A 19,248-nucleotide genomic window follows, 5' to 3' on the forward strand; every position below is an offset into this window, starting at 1 on the left:
ATATAATTAAATTAATATGTATTATCTGTTTACCATATCAATATAGTCTCTTTGCTGAGCACCTTGATAAACCTGTCTTGGTCTTCCAATTGGGTCTCCTTTCAATCTCATTTCTTTCCATTGAGAGATCCATCCAGGAAGTCTTCCTAATGCGAACATTACGGTGAACATTTCTGTAGGAATACCTAATGCTCTGTAGATAATACCTGAGTAGAAGTCTACGTTCGGGTATAGTTTTCTTTCTACGAAGTATTCGTCTTCAAGAGCTACTTTTTCCAACTGCATTGCAATATCCAGCGCTTTATCCTGAATTCCTAATGCGTTAAGGATATCATCAGCAGCTTTTTTGATAATTTTTGCCCTTGGATCGAAGTTTTTGTAAACTCTGTGTCCGAAGCCCATTAGACGGAAATTATCGTTCTTATCTTTAGCTTTTGCTACCCATTTGTTTACATCTCCACCATCTTTTTCAATCAATTCCAGCATTTCGATCACTGCCTGGTTTGCACCACCATGAAGTGGACCCCAAAGTGCAGAAACACCTGCCGAAATAGAAGCAAAAAGACCTGTATGGGCAGAGCCTACCATTCTTACAGTAGATGTAGAACAGTTTTGCTCATGATCCGCGTGAAGGATTAATAATTTATCTAAAGCTTCTACTACAACAGGGTTCATTTCGAATTCCTGGTTTGGCATTCTGAACGCCATTTTGTAGAAGTTTTCTACGTAGTTAAGGCTATTATCTCCATGGTTAAGAGGTAATCCCTGAGTTTTTCTGTACGTCCATGCGCAAAGATGAGAGAATTTAGCAATCATCAATTCTGCAGCAAGGTCCATTTCTTCTTTAGAATTTACATTTACAGCTTTAGGATTGAAGGCCGTCAAAGCGGAAGTTAAAGAAGATAAAACTCCCATAGGGTGAGCAGAACGAGGGAAAGCATCAATAAGCTTTTTCATTTCTTCTGCTACGAAATTATATTTTTTGATATTACCGTTAAAGGTATTGAATTGATCTTGAGTTGGTAAGTCACCATGAAGTAAAAGGTACATTACTTCCGTAAAGTTGGATTTTTCAGCGATTTGCTCGATTGGATATCCTCTGTAGAATAATTCTCCTTTGTCTCCGTCTAAGTAAGTGATGTCGCTAAGTGTAGCTCCGGTGTTTTTGTAACCTAAATCTAAGGTAATAAGACCTGTCTGGTCTCTTAATTTTGAAATATCGATTCCTCTGTCTCCGATAGTACTATCCACGATTGGATATTCATATGAATTACCATTGTAATTCAATATTACTTTGTTGTCTGACATTATTTATTTTTTTTCTAAATATACTACTTATTACAAAATACGGCAAACAAAAATTATCGCTTGCCGTTATTTATAAATTCAATTATCTTTTTACTTTAAATGCTTCTAATCCTGGGAAAATTGCAGTTTCACCAAGTGCTTCTTCGATTCTCAAAAGCTGGTTGTATTTCGCCATTCTGTCTGATCTTGAAGCTGATCCTGTTTTGATCTGTCCGCAGTTCATTGCTACCGCTAAGTCAGCGATTGTAGAATCTTCTGTTTCTCCGGATCTGTGAGACATTACTGAAGTGAATTTGTTGTGCTGAGCCATTTGTACAGCAGCCATTGTTTCAGAAAGAGAACCGATCTGGTTTACTTTTACAAGGATTGAGTTGGCGATTCCCTCTTTTACTCCTCTTGCTAATCTTTCAACATTCGTTACGAATAAATCGTCACCTACCAGCTGCACTCTGTCACCGATTTTATCAGTTAACATTTTCCAACCTTCCCAATCGTTTTCCTGCATACCGTCTTCGATAGAAATGATAGGATATTTAGCTGCCAATTCCGCTAAATAAGAAACCTGCTCGCTGCTTGAGAACTGAGCGGCATCCGCAGTCTGGAATTTTCTGTAATCATACACTCCGTCTTTATAGAATTCGGAAGCGGCACAGTCAAGAGCCAGCATAATATCGTCTCCCGGCTTGTACCCTGCTTTTTCGATGGCTTGAAGTAACGTATCCAAAGCATCTTCAGTACCTTTGAAAGTTGGTGCAAAACCACCTTCGTCACCTACCGCCGTAGACAAACCTCTTGAATGAAGAATAGATTTCAGGCTATGGAAAATTTCCGTTCCTTTTCTCAATGCATGAGAGAAAGAATCTGCTTTTACCGGCATAATCATGAATTCCTGGAACGCGATCGGGGCATCTGAGTGAGAACCTCCGTTGATTACGTTCATCATTGGAACAGGAAGTGTATTTGCATTAACACCACCTACATATTTATATAAAGGCATCTTCAATTCCGTTGCTGCTGCTTTAGCTGCCGCCAAAGAAACACCTAGAATTGCATTGGCGCCTAAGCTTCCTTTATTGTTGGTTCCGTCAAGATCAATCATAATCTGGTCGATCAAGTTCTGGTCAAAAACCGGAAGACCTACCAATTCAGGGGCAATTACTTCTCTTACATTCTCAACAGCTTTAAGAACACCTTTCCCCATATATTCTGAACCGCCATCACGCAGCTCCACCGCTTCATGCTCTCCCGTAGAAGCTCCAGAAGGTACCGCAGCACGTCCCATTGCACCATTCTCCGTGAATACATCTACTTCAACTGTAGGATTTCCTCTAGAATCTAAAATTTGTCTCGCTTCAATGTAAGAAATGTAACTCATAATTTTTTGTTTTAAACTATCTGCAATTGCATCCAGTTGTTTATTATTAATAATTATACTTGAGCTACAAATTTAATGAAAAAACTAAACTGATGAAAAAGTACACTTTAATATTTATTAATAAAACAGAAATTCTCCAAAATTTTAGTATATTTTGGAGAATTAAATGAAATATTGAAATATTATTTCCCGTTTAGGATAAAATCTTCCGCCCCTTCGGATAATGCAACGGCTCTTGTGCCATCCCCAAGCTGGATTTCTTTAAGGAGATGATTGTCTTTAAGCTCTTCAATTTTCTTTTCCACTTCCTGATTGTTGATGGAAGTTATATTGCTCAGCACTTTTTCCAGCGGCGTGAATTTCTTTTCCGGATTGTAGATGGTTTTCATGACTTCCTGGGTTTCATCGTCTTTAATGATAGCAGATTTTTTCAGGCTGTCAATCTCTGTATTTTCATCGTAAACCAAAGCGGTTTTCTGAACGACATTGATCCTGTCCAGCTCTTCCTTCATCTTCTGATTTTCCAGTTTCAGAACGGCATAATCTTCTTTTAAATTCTGAACTACCCTGCTCGAAATCAGATTAAGATATTGAATGGACGAGTAGGCAGCAATAATGCAAAACCCTGAAAAGATGAAATAATTAAGGTCATGAGAAACTCCATTTTTTGACGGTTCTAAAACCTGCTTCAGTATATCACTGGAAACAAGATTCAGAAAAAGAGGAACTGTGATGGATGCTAAAATTCCCAGTGCTATATTTCTTACTACAGATTTTCCGCCTCCGGTTTTTACTTCTCTCAGGGAGCTTCCAAGTCCGCCAATGATTCCGCAAACGACAATAATCGTCAGGAGAATGTATATTTCTGTTTTCATGGCTGATGCTTTATGCGGTTACCATTTCCGAATCCTGCAATGCTACCTGTTCCAATGCCTGTTTTCTTTGCTCATCAATTTGTCTCAACAGATTTTCGTAAGGCTCCAGAATTCTTTGAAGATCACCAATCAGTTTATTCAGCTTTTCTTCCTCGATTTTAAGATGTTCTGCCGCACCATTATTCTTCAGCTCACTTATTGTAGCTTTAGAATCTTCTATGCTTTTCTCCAGATTTTTCTTATCAACATCTACACTTCCCAGAATATCACTTTGTGCCTGATCAAATTTTTCATTGATAATACTTACCTGCATATACTTCATCTTATCTTCGTAAGAAACTGTGAGATCATTTATTTTTTGTTGAATTTGGGTAATTTCCTGATTGCTGTTCCCGATATTTTCTTCACTTTCCTGATAATTGATACTGGTAATCACCAAAGTATTAAAAGAAATTTCTTTTGAAACTACCGTTACTTCGGGAATATCCAGACTTACTTCTTTTGTTTTCATCGTTATTTCAGGAATTTTTGTAGACATACATTTTGTTTCCATGGTAACTTCAGGAACGGAAATAATAATGGGTGTCATTTTCGTTTTGCATTGCCATATTTTTGTCTTTCCTATTATCATTTTTTTCATTTTCCAGCCACAGGTAACTTCAGGTTTTTCGCCCACTTTTTTGTTTATCATTTTTGTCTTAGGCCAGTCGAAGCAGATTTCCTTCAGGTGCATGGTAACTTCCGGAATATCAAACGACCATTTTTGGTTTTTCATGGTAAACTGCGGAACCGGAAGATTAAAAATTACTTTTTTCCACTCGAAATTATACTGATAATTCCCATTTTTAATTTTAAATAATGACTGATTGTCCTGCAAAATTTCGCTGTCATCTTCCATGTTGGAGATTTCTTTTGAAATTTGGTTGGTAAGAGCTTTTAATTCTGAATCAAACTCTTCCGTAAGTTTTTTAATTAATTCTTCTGTGTTCATGACTTTAGATTTTAATGATTAAATGTTGATTAGTTTATGATTCAAATTTCCTATTAAAAAACAAGCCTGTCAATTACACAAAAGGGTGATTCTAAATACAAAACAGCACCATTAAAAATGATGCTGCCGTTATTTTATTCTTAATTAATTATAAATTTATCCTGAAAAGAAGATGTGTTCCGCTTTCGGTTGCTATTTCACATTGCCCGTTTTGTTCGTGCATTCGCCTTTTCATATTTCTGAGCCCATTTCCGGCCGGTTTCTTCTGATCAATCCCGATTCCGTTGTCAGAGATATTCATTATGAAGTTTTCATTTTCCTGTATAAACGAAAGTTTTAGTTGATCTGCCTGACTGTGTTTGTAAGCATTATTTAAGGCTTCTTTTAAACATAAAAACAAATTTCTTCTTTGTTCCGTAGAGATTATAGTTTCCGGAATTACATTTTCAGTTTCTATGCTAAGCTTGATTTTGGTTTTTTTAAGAAAACTCTGTGCATAAATGCTGGAATAATCTACAAAACTTCCCAACGTATCATTCCCGGAATGTAAACTCCAAAGCATTTCCCTCATGGAGAGATTCATTTCTTCGGAGGTTTTCAAAAGTTCATCGATATCGTTTTTCAACTCTCCGTCTTCAGCTTTTTGTTTTAAAAACTCTGCCTGAAGCTTTAATGCAGAAATTCCTGCTCCAAGGTCATCATGCATATCGTGGGAAATTCTTTCACGCTCATGTTCTATGGATTTTTGCTTTTCCAGCTCTTTTTGGAGAAGCTGATTTTGATGTTCTGCTTCTTTGAGCTGTTTTTCTTTTAAATAAAGCAGTTGTTTTCTATTGTACATGAGCACAACAAAAATGATGAAGCCAATAAAAAACGTCATCACAATTGTAATAATAATGTAGGTTAATTTTATTTCGTTTAAATTATCTTCATCCATTATTCAAATTATATTTCCTTAATGAAGCAAAAAACAGTGAATAGAGAATTATATTAATGACAAAGAAAAATGACTGGGAAGTTATTAATACTTCATCATCCACTTCGTCGAAAAAATATCTCGGTATTATCCTTAATATAAAAAACACTCCCCAGAACAACAATCCGCAGGAAACCCAGAATTTCGGATCATTTGTAATGCTGTTTAGGTTTGGATTTTTTATTTTTCCGTAAAACCAGATTAAGCTGTAAAGAATATAAATAAGCGCAAATGAAATTGCTATCACCTGATTAACTTCTCTGTAATTTTTAAAAATAAAAAAGATATAAATCAGAGAAAAAATAGAAAAAACTACAGTATTTATTCTCTTTAATATCTTATCCTGATTTTTATTAAAATAAATCAGGAAAAAAATTCCACAAAAAAGAATATACAAATTGTACAGAAATCCAAAATCCGCACTGCTTTTGAAATAGATCTGAAATATATACATCAGAAATTCCAAACAAAATGTAATGCTCAGATAAATGCATAAGGATTCCTGCTGCTTCCTTCCGTTCTTTGTGCATAAGAAAATCGAATAAGACGTAACAAGGAATAAAACCAGCAAATAAGCTAATTGTAAGGCTGTATACATTACGGCTGCATGTTTCCTATGTCATAAAAATTCTCATTTCCGCCAATAGGATCTTGCTGAAAAGCAAGGGAAAACCGGTTTTGATTTTCTGATCTTGAAAAATGAGTCGACACCTCATTATTATCTTCAGGGAAGCTGCAATTTTCATTAATTTGAATTAATTTTACTTCCATATCACCATTATCGCTCAGCTCTTTTTTAAATCTATTAAAAATTTCTTCATCAAAACTTACGTACTCGGTAACATTTGCAACAGTATTAGTTCTTATATTATTACCCACTCCTTTAAAAAAATCGTCTTTCAGAGTTGTGTAGAGCCTTTCCGCAAAAGAAATATTGATCATTTTTCCCTGGTTGTCAACACAAAATACTTCGCCATTTTTAAAAGCTGTATCTGATAGTTGAGAATCATTACAATCAATAATCAAAAAGTATAGATCGTGCCCGAAATCTTCGATGGATACAGGGAATCTCCATAAAGATCTCCTATCAATAAAAAGAAAATGCATAAATTCAAATTTCATGTCATAATTCTTAAACATTTTTGAATTTATTTTAAAATCTTTCTCAATATTTAAAATTTGTCCTGCTCTGTTATAAGTGCATTCCAGCTGTTTACCGGAAAGCCTTTTGTTCATTAAAATTTCGTCAATCTGCAGTAGATGATTTTTAGTTTCCATGGTTTCTTAGTTTTTAAAATGGTTAAGTTTATTGATGGCTTCAACTTTATTATTTACCTGAAGCTTTCTGTAGATATTTCCGACATGCTTTTTAACAGTGTCGATACTGATGAATATTTTATCACCGATTTCCTTGTAGAGAAGACCTTCTGATAAAAGATTCAGAACTTCTTTTTCGCGGTCTGTGAGTTCATCCAAGCCATTTGTTTCCGGCAATTTTCTTTCAAAATGCCCCAGAACTTTTCTGGCAATAGAAAAGCTCATCGGTGCACCGCCATTATAGACATCCCGAATGGAAGAAAGAATTTTATCCATACTTTCGCCTTTTATAAGATAGCCTGTAGCTCCCGCTTTGAGTGAATTGAAGATCTTTTCGTCGTCTTCAAAGCTTGTACACATGATAAATTGTGTTTTTGGCATTTCCTTTTTCAGCTTTTCGATGATCTCTATTCCCAGCATATCCTGCAGCTGAATATCCATCATTACTACATCCGGAGAAATGTCAGAAAGATTTTTCAAAGCTTCATTCCCATCAAAAAATTGAGCAACAACTTTCATGTCGCTTTGATAATCGATAATTTTCTTCAACGCGTTGTTGTAGTTTTTTTCGTCTTCTACTATGGCTATGGAAATGCTCATGCTTTTTATTTGGAACAAATTTCAACAGAAAACAAAGTAAAATCAATTACACCTTTGTGTAATTTTAAGTTTTGAGTTCATGGTTGAGTTATTTTTAAATTTTACTAAAATTAACTATTTTTTTATTCCAAAATGATTCTTTTAAAGAAAGTTATCAAATCATTTGACAATCTGATCTAAAATAGGATGATCGAGACTTTTAATGGATATATTATTTTTAATCTGATCAAAAATCTGTATCACATTTTTCCCTTTTTTCAGCCATACACCAGGAAGATATAAGGTCTGTTGTGGGCCTACTTTCCAATATCTACCCAAATTTTTGCCATTCACAAAAACGATTCCTTTTCCAAATTCCCTCATATCCAAAAAAGTATCTCCGGTTTCTTGAAGATTGAATTCTGCTTCCTGAATCACGGGAGTATTTACAGCAATATTTTTTACTTTATAATCATGTTGAGGAAAAGTATTAAAAGTCAAAGGAAACATTTCCCAGCTTCCAGTAACTTCATTTCCATCAATTTTTATAGGACTGATAATTCCTTTTAAATTATTGACGATCTCCGAACCGTAATTGATCCTTCCCATATTTTCCACTAAAATTTCCAGTCTGTCGCCGGCTTTTATTTCAATTTCGAGGTCGTATTTTTTATTAATCCTGTTAAGCTCACCTATCCATTGCTCGTTCACATAGACATTGGCGTAATCTCTCAGTCCTTTTACTTCAAGCTTACCTTTGTGGGTTTTATCGAATTTTCTCCTGTATAAAACATATCCGTTTCCGATATTCAAATCCTCAAAAGTCATGGGCTGATTATTGACAACCGGCTTTCTATTATTTATCAAATCAAATAAGGAATTTGTTTTGGAAAATTTCACCTCAGGAATGGTGATAACCTTCATTGGTTTTGGAACATCAGGAGGTTTATTTTGATTAATTTTCTGAAAAATATTTCTTAAAGCATTATATTTTGGCGTTGCCCAGCCTGCTTCGTTAATCGGTGCATCATAGTCATAGCTTGTAATATCCGGTTGGATATCAAAATTTTTGTCATAATTCGCCCCGCTTGTGAACCCAAAATTTGTTCCCCCATGAATCATATAATAATTAAATGAAATTCCGTTTTTAACATAAATCTCAGCTTGCTTTACCACATCCTCCGTCGTTACTTTTACGAAAGGTTCTGCCCAATGATCTAGCCATCCGGGGTAATATTCGGCAACCATATAGGGACCTTTCCCTTTATTATATTGGTTAACTGCTTTTTTGAGAACAGCAATATCACTCTCCCCATTGGCCGTGGGTAAAGCTCCATCGATATTTCCCCCTTCGAAATAGATAGTAGCATCTGAGGTAAATAAAGGAACAGAAATACCGTGACGTAAAAGCATATCTTTTATTTTGTGGCTGTATTTTCTGTGCTGTGCTAATGAAATATCTTTCCTTTGATCAACATAAGACCCAAATTCATTCTCTGCCTGTACCATAATGATTGGTCCGCCATTATTAATCTGTAGCGGGACAATTTGTTTTGCCAACTGACTTATATACTTCTCACACTGCTCAAGAAAAGCCATGTTATCAGTTCTTATTTCTAAACTTTTATCCTTCTGCAGCCACCACGGATAGCCACCGAATTCCCACTCTGCACAAACATAAGGTCCCGGACGCACAATGACATATAAGCCTACCTCTTGAGCAGTTTTTATAAATTTTTTCAAATCTTTCTCACCCGAAAAGTTCCATTTTCCAGGAGATTCTTCGTGATAGTTCCAGAAAACATAAGTGGCCACAGTATTCAGCCCCATTGCTTTCATCATTTGCAAACGATGCTTCCAATATTGTGAAGGTATTCTGGGATAGTGCATCTCACCGGAATGAATGGTGAATGGCTTGCCGTTTAATAGAAAATTCCCATTATCAATTTTGAAATTTCCTTTTTGAGAAAACACAAAATTAAAAGACAGTAGAAAAATAACAGGTAATAAATTTTTAATAATTTTTTTCATCGTGATAAGGCATGATTTTTGTAAAAATAATGAATAAATTTGAGCTCATTCTTAAACTGAAATAATCATGAAAAAAAGCCTTATCATACTGAATTCCATTCTGGTATTATCAGTAATCAGCTGCAAAAAATCAACTGAAAGTGGAAATAAAAGTGTATTAAAATCAAACGATAACGGAGCTGTTTTAGCAGATAACGGGGAAATAGACTCCACAATTCACTATGAAACAGATGTTAATGGAAAAAAATATCTGAAAACAGATTACGTTTATAAAGCTACCGATGGAAGTCTGGTAAAGGTTGTCTTCAATTACGAAGAAAAAACAATGAGCGTAAGAAGCAACAATAAGACTTTTATCCTTAATAAAGTAGAAGCTAAAGGCAACGAAACAACTTATGAAAAAATGGATATGAAAGCGACTGTAAAAGGTGACAGCCTTATTTTAGACCAGGGAAATAATATTATTGAACTTGTAAAAACAAAAATTTAAACATAAAAAAACCGTTCAGAATCTGAACGGTTTTTTATTTATCTGAATGAATATTATTCCTCAGTTTTTTCCTCAGCAGAATCAGCAGCTTCAGCCTTAGGCTCTTCTACTTTTTCTTCTACTTTAGGAGCTTCTGCAACTACAGCTGTTTTAGCTGCTGTTGATCTTCTGCTTCTTCTTGTAGCTTTTTTCTCTTCGGCATTAGGATTGTAAAGTTCGTTGAAATCAACAAGCTCGATAAGAGCCATATCAGCAGCATCACCTGGTCTGAATCCTGTTTTGATGATTCTTGTGTAACCACCGTTTCTTTCAGCGATTTTAGGAGCTACTGATCTGAAAAGCTCAGTAACCGCCTCTTTACTTTGAAGATATGAAAAAACAATTCTTCTATTGTGTGTAGTATCTTCTTTTGCCTTTGTCAATAGAGGTTCAACATATACTCTTAAAGCTTTTGCTTTAGCAACAGTAGTGTTGATTCTTTTATGCTCAATTAGAGAACAAGCCATATTAGAAAGTAAAGCACTTCTGTGAGAAGCCGTTCTTCCTAAGTGATTGAATTTTTTACCGTGTCTCATTATTAATTATTTATCAGCGTCTAACTTATATTTTGCAACGTCGAAACCGAAGTTAAGACCTTTTGAATGCACTAATTCTTCTAGTTCTGTCAAAGATTTTTTACCAAAATTTCTGAATTTCATCAAATCAGACTTACTGTAAGAAACCAATTCTCCAAGAGTTTCTACTTCAGCTGCTTTCAGACAGTTTAGGGCTCTTACGGAAAGATCCATATCTGCTAATTTAGACTTAAGTAATTGTCTTGTATGAAGAGTTTCTTCATCGTATTGGATAGATGCTTTTACAGCTTCAGTTTCAAGAGTGATTCTCTCATCAGAGAACAACATGAAGTGATAAATTAATATCTTAGAAGCTTCTGTTAAAGCATTTTGAGGACTGATGGAACCATCAGTTTCAATATCTAATACAAGTTTTTCGTAGTCTGTTTTTTGCTCTACACGATAATTTTCAATGCTGTATTGTACTTTCTTAATTGGCGTGAAAATAGAGTCAATCGCAATAGTACCTACAGGTGCATTGTTTGACTTATTTTGTTCAGAAGGAACATACCCTCTTCCTTTTTCTATATTGAAAGTAATTTCGAAAGTTACATCACTATTTAGGTTGCAGATCACCAAATCCGGGTTTAGCACCTCGAATCCGTTGACAGACTTCCCTAAATCACCAGCAGTAATAACCGTTTGACCCGAAACCTTAGCAACAACCTGCTCATTAGACTGGTTTTCTGCCGTGGCCTTTAGTCTTACCTGCTTAAGGTTAAGAATAATTTCGGTAACATCTTCTATTACTCCTGGAATAGTTGAAAATTCGTGCTCTACACCTTCTATTTTGATAGATGAAATAGCATAACCTTCCAGAGAAGAAAGCAACACTCTTCTCAAAGCATTACCGATTGTAAGCCCGAAACCTGGTTCTAGTGGTCTGAATTCAAATTGACCTCTAAATTCATCAGAGTTAAGTAAAATTACTTTATCGGGTTTTATGAATTGTAAAATTGCCATATTATTGGGTTGAGCAAAAATTTGATTAAAAAATTATTTAGAGTAAAGTTCGACGATAAGCTGTTCCTTGATGTCTTCCGGGATTTGGATTCTCTCAGGTGCAGAAACGAAAGTACCTTCTTTCTTCTCATCGTTGAATTGTAACCACTCATAATTTGCTTTAGAAGCTAATGCATCAGTAACAACTTCAAGAGACTTAGATTTTTCTCTTACAGCGATTACATCACCAGCTTTAAGCAAATAAGATGGAATGTTCACCAGTTCTCCGTTCACAGTGATGTGTCTGTGAGAAACCAATTGTCTAGCAGCAGATCTTGTTTTAGCAAAACCTAATCTGTATACTACATTATCCAATCTAGATTCGCAAAGTTGTAATAGAACTTCACCTGTTACACCTTTACTTCTGTGTGCTTTTTCGAATAGGTTAGCAAATTGTCTTTCTAAAATACCATAAGTATATTTAGCTTTTTGCTTTTCCATTAGCTGAACTGCGTATTCTGATTTTTTAGCACCTCTTCTTTTATTAGGACCGTGTTGTCCTGGCGGTTGGTTTTTTCTTTTCTCGAAGTTTTTGTCATCTCCGTAGATTGCAGCACCAAACTTTCTAGCAATCTTAGTCTTAGGTCCAATATATCTTGCCATAATGGGTAAATTCTAAAAATTAAACTCTTCTTCTTTTTGGTGGTCTACATCCATTGTGCGGCATAGGAGTCACATCAATGATTTCGCTAACTTCAATTCCTGAATTGTGGATGGATCTGATTGCAGATTCTCTACCTGCACCCGGACCTTTCACAAACACCTTTACTCTTCTTAATCCAGCTTCATGAGCTACGTTAGAGCAATTTTCAGCTGCCATTTGAGCAGCAAATGGAGTATTCTTTTTAGAACCTCTGAAACCCATTTTACCGGCAGAAGCCCAAGAGATAACCTCTCCGTTTTTATTTGTTAAAGAAATGATGATGTTATTGAAAGAAGCCTGAATATGCGCTTCACCAATAGCTTCAACTTTTACTTTTCTTTTTTTAACTACTTTACTTTGTTTTGCCATAATTCCTAACGATTATTTACTTGCTTTTTTCTTGTTAGCAACTGTTTTTCTCTTTCCTTTACGGGTTCTAGAGTTGTTTTTCGTTCTCTGGCCTCTTAAAGGTAATCCTAGTCTGTGACGTATTCCTCGTTGGCATCCTATGTCCATCAATCTCTTGATGTTCAATTGCACTTCAGATCTTAATTCTCCTTCTACTTTGATGTTTTCTGAGATATAATTTCTGATTGCAGCCAATTCATCGTCATTCCATTCGTTGACTTTCTTGTCTTCGCTGATACCGGCAGCTTTAAGGATTTCTGAAGAAGTACTTCTTCCAATTCCGTAGATGTAAGTTAAACCGATAACACCTCTTTTGTTTTTTGGTAAATCAATACCTGAAATTCTCGCCATAATTTAATGTTAGCCTTGTCTTTGTTTAAATTTTGGGTTTTTCTTGTTGATTACGAACAGTACACCTTTTCTGCGTACGATTTTGCAATCAGCACTTCTTTTTTTAATTGATGCTCTTACTTTCATTTTGATAGTATTTATTTTTTAACAACAGCCAAATGGAACCTTCGCTCCATTTGGCAGATTGTTTTTAATATCTAAATGTGATTCTCCCCTTCGACAGATCGTAGGGAGACATTTCTAATTTTACCTTATCACCAGGTAATAGTTTAATATAGTGCATTCGCATTTTACCGGAGATGTGAGCAATAAGAACATGCCCATTTTCCAGCTCTACACGGAACTGAGCGTTCGAAAGTGCTTCCGTTATAACGCCGTCTTGTTCAATATGTTTTTGTTTTGCCATAAATTAATATCCAGTCGTTCTTGATAATTTAGACTGCATTAAGCCATCATAGTGATGGTTCAGCAGATATGTATTAATCTGTTGAACAGTATCTAAAATTACTCCAACCATAATCAATAATGATGTTCCCCCGAAAAATAGGGCGAACGCATCTGTCTGAACAAAGCTTCCGTGTACAATTGCCGGAAGGACTGCAAAGATAGATAAAAATATTGCACCAGGCAAGGTAATTTTTGATAAAATATCATCTAAATAATCAGCGGTCTCTTTTCCGGGTCTTACCTTCGGCACCAAACCTCCATTTCTCTTCAAATCATCAGCCATTTGGTTTACCGGAATCGTGATCGCAGTATAGAAGAATGAGAAAATAATAATTAGTAGCGCGAACAATACGTTGTATTGCCAGCTAAAAACATTCTTGAAACCTGCAAGAAAAGTGTTGGATTCGTCTACTTTCGTTAATAAACCAGGTACGAACATTAGTGCCTGAGCAAAAATGATCGGCATTACACCGGCTGCATTAACTTTTAAAGGAATCCACTGTCTTGCGCCCTGCATAAGATTCTTGTTTACACCTCCTCTTGCTTGAGCTCTGCTTACATATTGAATTGGAATTTTTCTTACAGCGACCGATAGAATCACTGCTAGAAGAACTACAACCATCCAGAACAATACTTCAATAAGGATCATGATAGATCCCATTCCTCCTTTTCCGTTCTGCACTGCCATTTCCTGTACGAATGCTTCTGGTAATCTTGAAAGAATTCCCACCATAATAAGGATGGAAATACCGTTTCCGATACCTTTGTCGGTGATTTTCTCACCTAACCACATTGCGAATACTGAACCTGCCACCAAGATAACAATACTTGGTAACCAGAACATGATAGAATTTGGCTCTACAAAATATGCAGACTGGAACTGAGCATATGGTAAGAATAATTGAGTAATAGAAGTTAAATAAGAAGGTGCCTGTACTAAACAAACTCCGATAGTTAACCATCTTGTAATTTGGTTCAATGTATTTCTACCTGACTCTCCATCTTTCTGAAGCTTCTGAAGATAAGGAATAGCCATCCCCATCAACTGAACAATAATAGAAGCAGAAATATAAGGCATAATTCCTAACGCCATTACGGAAGCGTGGCTGAAAGCTCCTCCCGTAAATGACGAAAGCAAGCCAAGAAGACCTGCTCCTTGCTTGTTTCCGCCTTGATTTTTATAATGCTCTAAGAGATCTCCCACTTCTGCAAGGTTAATTGCAGGCAGAGAGATATAAGATGCGAATCTATACACAAGGATGATACCTAAAGTAAAGATAATTTTATCTCTAAGTTCTTTAAGACTCCAAATATTTTTTAATGTTTGTATAAATTCTTTCATTAGTTACTATTATAAGGTAATTGCTTTTCCACCTGCTTTAGCGATAAACTCTTCAGCAGATTTAGTGAATTTGTCAGCTGAAATTGAAACCGCAGATTTCAATTCTCCTCTACCCATAATTTTCACTAATTCGTTTTTAGTTGCTAAACCGTTTGCTACCAAAACTTCTTTGGTGATGTCTCCAGAGATAGATTTGTTATCAATCATAATCTGAATATCATCCAGGTTAATAGCTCTAAATTCTTTTCTGTTTACGTTTTTGAATCCGAATTTCGGTAATCTTCTTTGTAAAGGCATCTGACCTCCTTCAAAACCGATCTTCTGAGAATATCCGGCTCTTGCTTTCTGTCCTTTATGACCTTTCGTAGCAGTACCTCCTTTTCCGCTACCTTGTCCTCTACCTATTCTTTTAGAATTGAAAGTAGAACCTGCAGCAGGTTTTATATTATTTAAATTCATTTTAAATTTTGTTTAAAAAATTATTTTTGAACTTCAAGTAAATGACTAACTGCAGCTATCATTCCTAAGATAGAAGGAGTAGCTTCGTGTTCTACAACTTGGTGAAGTTTCTTAAATCCTAATGCTTCAAGCGTTCTCTTTTGGGTTTTTGTTCTACCAATAGCGCTTCTTACTTGCTTTACTTTGATTGTTGCCATTGTTTTATGTATTAACCGTTAAACACTTTAGTTAGAGAAACTCCTCTCATTCTAGCGATCTCTTCAGGTCTTCTGATATCCAATAACGCTTTGAAAGTAGCTTTTACCACGTTGTGAGGGTTAGAAGATCCTTTAGATTTTGAAAGGATATCGTGAATACCAGCAGACTCCAATACTGCTCTTACCGCACCACCGGCGATAAGCCCTGTACCGTGAGAAGCAGGTCTTAAGAAGATATCTGCACCACCGTATCTTGCAGTAGTCTGGTGAGGAATTGTATGGTTCATTACAGGAACTTTTACAAGGTTTTTCTTAGCGTCTTCAACTGCTTTAGCAATTGCAGAAGCAACCTCTTTAGATTTTCCTAATCCGTAACCGATAACTCCATCCTCGTTACCTACAACTACGATAGCAGAGAATCCGAAAGCTCTACCTCCTTTAGTTACTTTTGTTACTCTGTTAACAGCTACGAGACGATCTTTAAGTTCTAATCCTCCCGGTTTTACTCTTTCTATATTATCTAGTCCTAACATATTTCCGAAATTTAATGATTAGAATTTAAGTCCACCTTCTCTCGCACCGTCAGCAAGAGCTTTCACTCTTCCGTGATATACGAATCCGTTTCTATCAAACACTATATTTTCGATTCCTGCAGCTTTAGCTTTAGCAGCAATAGCTTTACCTACCGCAGCAGAAATTTCAGTTTTAGTTCCGTTAGCATCAACGCCTTTCTCTCTTGAAGAAGCAGATACTAAAGTTTTCCCACTGTTGTCGTCGATTAACTGAGCGTAAATTTCCTTATTACTTTTATATACAGATAATCTTGGCAATTCAGAAGATCCAGAGATTTTTCCTCTTACTCTTCTTTTTATTCTTATTCTTTTTTCTAATTTACTTAATGCCATAATACTTATAATTTATTAAGCAGATTTACCAGCTTTACGTCTAACATTTTCACCAACGAATCTTACACCTTTTCCTTTGTACGGCTCAGGCTTTCTGAATGAACGGATTTTTGCCGCTACCATTCCAAGAAGTTGCTTATCGTAAGACGTTAAAGTAATAATTGGATTTTTACCTTTTTCAGTCAATGTATCAACTTTCACTTCACCAGGAAGTTCTAATACGATACCGTGAGAGAATCCTAAAGCCAACTCAAGTTTTTGACCTGAGTGAGAAGCTCTGTATCCTACCCCTACTAATTCTAGTTTCTTTTCGAAACCTTCTGATACACCAACAATCATGTTAGCGATCAACGCTCTGTATAACCCGTGAAGCGCTTTGTGTTGTTTAGACTCAGATGGTCTGCTTACTGTAAGCTCACCATCTTTTTGTTCTAAAGTAATTCCCGCTGTAAGCTCCTGAGAAAGTTCTCCTTTAGGACCTTTTGCCGTTACTACACCATTGTTTTCAGTGATAGTAACTCCTGCAGGAACTGTTATAATTGCTTTACCAATTCTTGACATTTTCCTTTGATTAAAAATTAATAAACATAGCAGATTACTTCACCGCCTACTTTCTCTTCTCTAGCTTTCTTGTCAGTCATTACTCCCTTAGAAGTAGAGATGATAGAAATACCCAAACCGTTTAGTACTCTTGGAAGTTCTGTAGAACCTTTGTACTGTCTCAAACCTGGTCTTGAAGCTCTTTGAATAGACTTAATAGCAGGCTTGCTAGTTTGTTTGTCATACTTTAAAGCGATTTTGATCGTTCCTTGAACAGCGCTATCTTCAAACTTGTAGTTTAAGATATACCCTTGATCAAATAAGATCTTAGTAATCTCCTTTTTGATTTTCGATGCAGGAATTTCCACCACTTTGTGGCCTGCGCTTTGTGCGTTCCTTACTCTTGTTAGGAAATCTGAAATTGGATCTGTTACCATTTTTCTTTTATAAATTATTGGTTAAAGACAATCAGTATTGAAAGGACTTGAAGAGTAAAATATCAGACTTCAGAAAACTTCGGTCTGATATTTTGTATTCTTTAGTATCCAGACAACTTAATTGTCCCGATTTTTAATTAGTAATTATTACCAACTAGCTTTTTTCACTCCAGGGATAAGACCGTTGTTTGCCATTTCTCTGAAAGTTACTCTGGAAATACCGAACGTTCTCATGTATCCTCTTGGTCTACCTGTCAGTTTACATCTGTTGTGTAATCTTACAGGAGAAGCGTTTTTAGGAAGTTTTTGCAATCCTTCATAATCACCTGCTTCTTTAAGAGCTTTTCTTTTATCAGCGTATTTAGCAACTAGTGCTTCTCTTTTGCGCTCACGCGCTTTCATTGATTCTTTAGCCATTTCTTAGTTCTTTTTGAATGGTAAACCGAAGTGAGTTAATAATGCTTTAGCTTCTTTATCTGTTTTCGCAGTAGTAACGAAAGTGATGTCCATCCCTTGGATTTTTTTCACTTTGTCGATTACGATTTCAGGGAAGATAATTTGCTCGGTGATACCTAAGTTATAGTTACCTCTACCATCAAATCCATCAGCCTTGATACCGGAGAAATCTCTGATACGTGGTAATGCAGAAGCAGTAAGTCTGTCTAAGAATTCATACATTTTGTTTGCTCTTAGGGTAACTTTAGCACCTACAGGCATTCCTTTTCTCAATTTGAAAGCAGCTTCGTCTTTCTTAGAGATCGTACCAACAGCCTTTTGACCAGTGATATTTGTAAGCTCTTCTACAGCATAATCAATGATTTTCTTGTCTGCAGTAGCATCACCTAACCCTTGAGATAGGATGATTTTTTCTAATCTAGGTACTTGCATTACTGACTTGTACCCAAATTCTTCCATCATTGCAGGAACAATTGTTTCTTTATATGCTTTCTTGGGTCTTGCTATATATTCCATGTGTTATTTAAAATTATAAAGTTTCACCCGTTTTCTTATTGATTCTTACTTTCTTATCTCCTTCGATTTTATAACCTACTTTGATAGCTTTTCCGTCTTTATCAACTAAAGCTATGTTTGAGATATGAATAGAAGCTTCTTTTTCAGTAATTCCTCCTTGAGGATTTGAAGCTGAAGGCTTAACGTGTTTTTTAACGATGTTAAGTCCTGCAACAATAACTCTAGGGTCTTTTCCTTCTTTTTTGATCACTTCAATAACTTCACCAGTCTTACCTTTGATTTCTTTCTTACCAGTAGTAATGATTACGTTATCTCCTCTTTTTATTTTTAACTTTGACATTTTCTTTAAAAATTTTAAAAATTAAAGTACTTCAGGAGCTAATGAAATGATTTTCATATATTCTTTGTCTCTCAACTCACGAGCAACCGGTCCGAAAACACGTGTTCCTCTCATTTCTCCTGCTGCGTTTAGCAATACACAAGCATTGTCTTCGAATTTGATGTACGAGCCATCTTTTCTTCTCACTGCTTTTTTAGTTCTTACTACTACAGCTTTAGATACCTGACCTTTCTTTGCGTTTCCTGATGGTGTAGAATCTTTGATAGTAACAACGATTTTATCACCAACTGAAGCATATCTCCTTCTGGTTCCTCCCAGAACTCTGATAACCAATACTTCTTTAGCACCTGTGTTATCAGCAACTTTTAATCTTGATTCTGTTTGTAACATTATTACTTAGCTTTTTCAATGATTCTTACTAATCTCCATCTTTTGTTCTTGCTCAAAGGTCTAGTTTCTTGGATCAAAACTGTATCACCTTCGTTGCACTCGTTGTTCTCGTCGTGAGCAGTATATTTTTTCGTTTTCAAAACGAATTTACCATACATCGGGTGCTTCATTCTCATCGTTTCACTAACAACAATGGTTTTTTCCATTTTATTGCTGGAAACCACTCCGATTCTTTCTTTTCTTAAATTTCTATCCATTG

29 protein-coding genes are annotated in these 19,248 nt (G+C 35.7%); 2 read left to right on the plus strand and 27 right to left on the minus strand.

Annotated elements, in window-relative coordinates:
- Nucleotides 1–21 precede the first annotated feature (21 nt).
- From ATE47_RS14895 to ATE47_RS14915, 5 genes are all read right to left on the minus strand, one after another.
- Nucleotides 22–1,308: a citrate synthase gene (locus ATE47_RS14895; RefSeq protein ID WP_062162701.1), complete on the minus strand. Its 1,287-nt coding sequence runs from the start codon at nt 1,306–1,308 to the stop codon at nt 22–24.
- A gap of 82 nt (nt 1,309–1,390) precedes the next feature.
- Nucleotides 1,391–2,683: a phosphopyruvate hydratase gene (eno, locus tag ATE47_RS14900; RefSeq protein WP_062162702.1), complete on the minus strand. Its 1,293-nt coding sequence runs from the start codon at nt 2,681–2,683 to the stop codon at nt 1,391–1,393.
- A gap of 182 nt (nt 2,684–2,865) precedes the next feature.
- Nucleotides 2,866–3,558 carry a YEATS-associated helix-containing protein gene (locus ATE47_RS14905; RefSeq protein WP_062162703.1) on the minus strand — a complete coding sequence of 231 codons (693 nt, stop codon included), beginning with the start codon at nt 3,556–3,558 and terminating at the stop codon, nt 2,866–2,868.
- Nucleotides 3,559–3,568: 10 nt separating this feature from the next.
- Nucleotides 3,569–4,549: a hypothetical protein gene (locus ATE47_RS14910; protein ID WP_062162704.1), complete on the minus strand. Its 981-nt coding sequence runs from the start codon at nt 4,547–4,549 to the stop codon at nt 3,569–3,571.
- Nucleotides 4,550–4,697: 148 nt separating this feature from the next.
- Nucleotides 4,698–5,486, minus strand: coding sequence for a sensor histidine kinase (locus tag ATE47_RS14915; RefSeq protein WP_062162705.1), 789 nt, complete (start codon nt 5,484–5,486; stop codon nt 4,698–4,700).
- Between the two features lie 56 nt (nt 5,487–5,542).
- Here ATE47_RS14915 and ATE47_RS19280 point away from each other — a divergent pair, with 56 nt between their 5' ends.
- A complete protein-coding gene (locus ATE47_RS19280; protein WP_181898067.1) occupies nt 5,543–5,719 on the plus strand; it encodes a hypothetical protein in 177 nt (58 codons plus the stop codon).
- 403 nt (nt 5,720–6,122) lie between these two features.
- Here ATE47_RS19280 and ATE47_RS14925 read toward each other — a convergent pair whose 3' ends face one another.
- The 3 genes from ATE47_RS14925 to ATE47_RS14935 all read right to left on the minus strand — a co-directional run bounded on the left by ATE47_RS14925 (nt 6,123) and on the right by ATE47_RS14935 (nt 9,452).
- Nucleotides 6,123–6,803, minus strand: coding sequence for a hypothetical protein (locus ATE47_RS14925; RefSeq protein WP_062162707.1), 681 nt, complete (start codon nt 6,801–6,803; stop codon nt 6,123–6,125).
- A gap of 6 nt (nt 6,804–6,809) precedes the next feature.
- Nucleotides 6,810–7,442, minus strand: coding sequence for a response regulator transcription factor (locus ATE47_RS14930; protein ID WP_062162708.1), 633 nt, complete (start codon nt 7,440–7,442; stop codon nt 6,810–6,812).
- 159 nt (nt 7,443–7,601) lie between these two features.
- A complete protein-coding gene (locus tag ATE47_RS14935; RefSeq protein WP_062162709.1) occupies nt 7,602–9,452 on the minus strand; it encodes a glycoside hydrolase family 35 protein in 1,851 nt (616 codons plus the stop codon).
- Nucleotides 9,453–9,519: 67 nt separating this feature from the next.
- Between ATE47_RS14935 and ATE47_RS14940 the strand changes: the two genes are divergently transcribed.
- Nucleotides 9,520–9,942, plus strand: coding sequence for a hypothetical protein (locus ATE47_RS14940; protein ID WP_062162710.1), 423 nt, complete (start codon nt 9,520–9,522; stop codon nt 9,940–9,942).
- 53 nt (nt 9,943–9,995) lie between these two features.
- Here the strand turns inward: ATE47_RS14940 and rplQ are convergent, their stop codons facing one another.
- The 19 genes from rplQ to rpsQ all read right to left on the minus strand — a co-directional run bounded on the left by rplQ (nt 9,996) and on the right by rpsQ (nt 19,246).
- Nucleotides 9,996–10,517 (minus strand): 50S ribosomal protein L17, encoded by a 522-nt coding sequence (gene rplQ, locus ATE47_RS14945; RefSeq protein WP_062162711.1) that lies wholly within the window; start codon nt 10,515–10,517, stop codon nt 9,996–9,998.
- A 6-nt stretch (nt 10,518–10,523) separates the two neighbouring features.
- Nucleotides 10,524–11,519, minus strand: coding sequence for a DNA-directed RNA polymerase subunit alpha (locus ATE47_RS14950; RefSeq protein ID WP_062162712.1), 996 nt, complete (start codon nt 11,517–11,519; stop codon nt 10,524–10,526).
- Between the two features lie 33 nt (nt 11,520–11,552).
- Nucleotides 11,553–12,161 (minus strand): 30S ribosomal protein S4, encoded by a 609-nt coding sequence (gene rpsD, locus ATE47_RS14955; RefSeq protein WP_062162713.1) that lies wholly within the window; start codon nt 12,159–12,161, stop codon nt 11,553–11,555.
- A 19-nt stretch (nt 12,162–12,180) separates the two neighbouring features.
- Entirely contained in the window at nt 12,181–12,570 is a 390-nt protein-coding gene (gene rpsK, locus ATE47_RS14960) for a 30S ribosomal protein S11 (RefSeq protein ID WP_062162714.1), read from the minus strand.
- 12 nt (nt 12,571–12,582) lie between these two features.
- Nucleotides 12,583–12,960, minus strand: coding sequence for a 30S ribosomal protein S13 (gene rpsM / locus ATE47_RS14965; RefSeq protein WP_027381318.1), 378 nt, complete (start codon nt 12,958–12,960; stop codon nt 12,583–12,585).
- Between the two features lie 9 nt (nt 12,961–12,969).
- Nucleotides 12,970–13,086, minus strand: a complete 117-nt coding sequence (rpmJ, locus tag ATE47_RS18945; protein WP_007839480.1) for a 50S ribosomal protein L36 — start codon at nt 13,084–13,086, stop codon at nt 12,970–12,972.
- Between the two features lie 64 nt (nt 13,087–13,150).
- The gene (gene infA / locus ATE47_RS14970) at nt 13,151–13,366 is read right to left on the minus strand and encodes a translation initiation factor IF-1 (protein ID WP_029297754.1); all 216 of its coding nucleotides are present in this window, start codon (nt 13,364–13,366) and stop codon (nt 13,151–13,153) included.
- 3 nt (nt 13,367–13,369) lie between these two features.
- On the minus strand, nt 13,370–14,749 hold the full coding sequence (gene secY / locus ATE47_RS14975; RefSeq protein ID WP_062162715.1) for a preprotein translocase subunit SecY: 1,380 nt from the start codon (nt 14,747–14,749) through the stop codon (nt 13,370–13,372).
- Between the two features lie 9 nt (nt 14,750–14,758).
- Nucleotides 14,759–15,208: a 50S ribosomal protein L15 gene (gene rplO / locus ATE47_RS14980; RefSeq protein ID WP_062162716.1), complete on the minus strand. Its 450-nt coding sequence runs from the start codon at nt 15,206–15,208 to the stop codon at nt 14,759–14,761.
- A gap of 20 nt (nt 15,209–15,228) precedes the next feature.
- Nucleotides 15,229–15,405 carry a 50S ribosomal protein L30 gene (rpmD, locus tag ATE47_RS14985; protein WP_007839493.1) on the minus strand — a complete coding sequence of 59 codons (177 nt, stop codon included), beginning with the start codon at nt 15,403–15,405 and terminating at the stop codon, nt 15,229–15,231.
- A gap of 11 nt (nt 15,406–15,416) precedes the next feature.
- Nucleotides 15,417–15,938, minus strand: a complete 522-nt coding sequence (gene rpsE / locus ATE47_RS14990) for a 30S ribosomal protein S5 (RefSeq protein ID WP_062162717.1) — start codon at nt 15,936–15,938, stop codon at nt 15,417–15,419.
- 18 nt (nt 15,939–15,956) lie between these two features.
- Complete coding sequence (gene rplR / locus ATE47_RS14995) at nt 15,957–16,310, minus strand: 50S ribosomal protein L18 (protein ID WP_062162718.1); 354 nt, start codon at nt 16,308–16,310, stop codon at nt 15,957–15,959.
- Nucleotides 16,311–16,325: 15 nt separating this feature from the next.
- Nucleotides 16,326–16,871 carry a 50S ribosomal protein L6 gene (rplF, locus tag ATE47_RS15000; protein ID WP_062162719.1) on the minus strand — a complete coding sequence of 182 codons (546 nt, stop codon included), beginning with the start codon at nt 16,869–16,871 and terminating at the stop codon, nt 16,326–16,328.
- A gap of 17 nt (nt 16,872–16,888) precedes the next feature.
- Nucleotides 16,889–17,287, minus strand: coding sequence for a 30S ribosomal protein S8 (rpsH, locus tag ATE47_RS15005; RefSeq protein WP_062162720.1), 399 nt, complete (start codon nt 17,285–17,287; stop codon nt 16,889–16,891).
- Between the two features lie 147 nt (nt 17,288–17,434).
- The gene (gene rpsN, locus ATE47_RS15010; protein ID WP_027387207.1) at nt 17,435–17,704 is read right to left on the minus strand and encodes a 30S ribosomal protein S14; all 270 of its coding nucleotides are present in this window, start codon (nt 17,702–17,704) and stop codon (nt 17,435–17,437) included.
- A 3-nt stretch (nt 17,705–17,707) separates the two neighbouring features.
- Nucleotides 17,708–18,259, minus strand: a complete 552-nt coding sequence (gene rplE / locus ATE47_RS15015; RefSeq protein ID WP_062162721.1) for a 50S ribosomal protein L5 — start codon at nt 18,257–18,259, stop codon at nt 17,708–17,710.
- Between the two features lie 13 nt (nt 18,260–18,272).
- Nucleotides 18,273–18,599 carry a 50S ribosomal protein L24 gene (gene rplX, locus ATE47_RS15020; protein WP_062162722.1) on the minus strand — a complete coding sequence of 109 codons (327 nt, stop codon included), beginning with the start codon at nt 18,597–18,599 and terminating at the stop codon, nt 18,273–18,275.
- 21 nt (nt 18,600–18,620) lie between these two features.
- Complete coding sequence (rplN, locus tag ATE47_RS15025) at nt 18,621–18,989, minus strand: 50S ribosomal protein L14 (RefSeq protein WP_007839504.1); 369 nt, start codon at nt 18,987–18,989, stop codon at nt 18,621–18,623.
- A gap of 2 nt (nt 18,990–18,991) precedes the next feature.
- Nucleotides 18,992–19,246 carry a 30S ribosomal protein S17 gene (gene rpsQ / locus ATE47_RS15030; RefSeq protein WP_027381310.1) on the minus strand — a complete coding sequence of 85 codons (255 nt, stop codon included), beginning with the start codon at nt 19,244–19,246 and terminating at the stop codon, nt 18,992–18,994.
- Between the last annotated feature and the right edge of the window lie 2 nt (nt 19,247–19,248).

Source organism: Chryseobacterium sp. IHB B 17019 (assembly GCF_001456155.1).
In the GTDB taxonomy this organism is placed as follows: domain Bacteria; phylum Bacteroidota; class Bacteroidia; order Flavobacteriales; family Weeksellaceae; genus Chryseobacterium.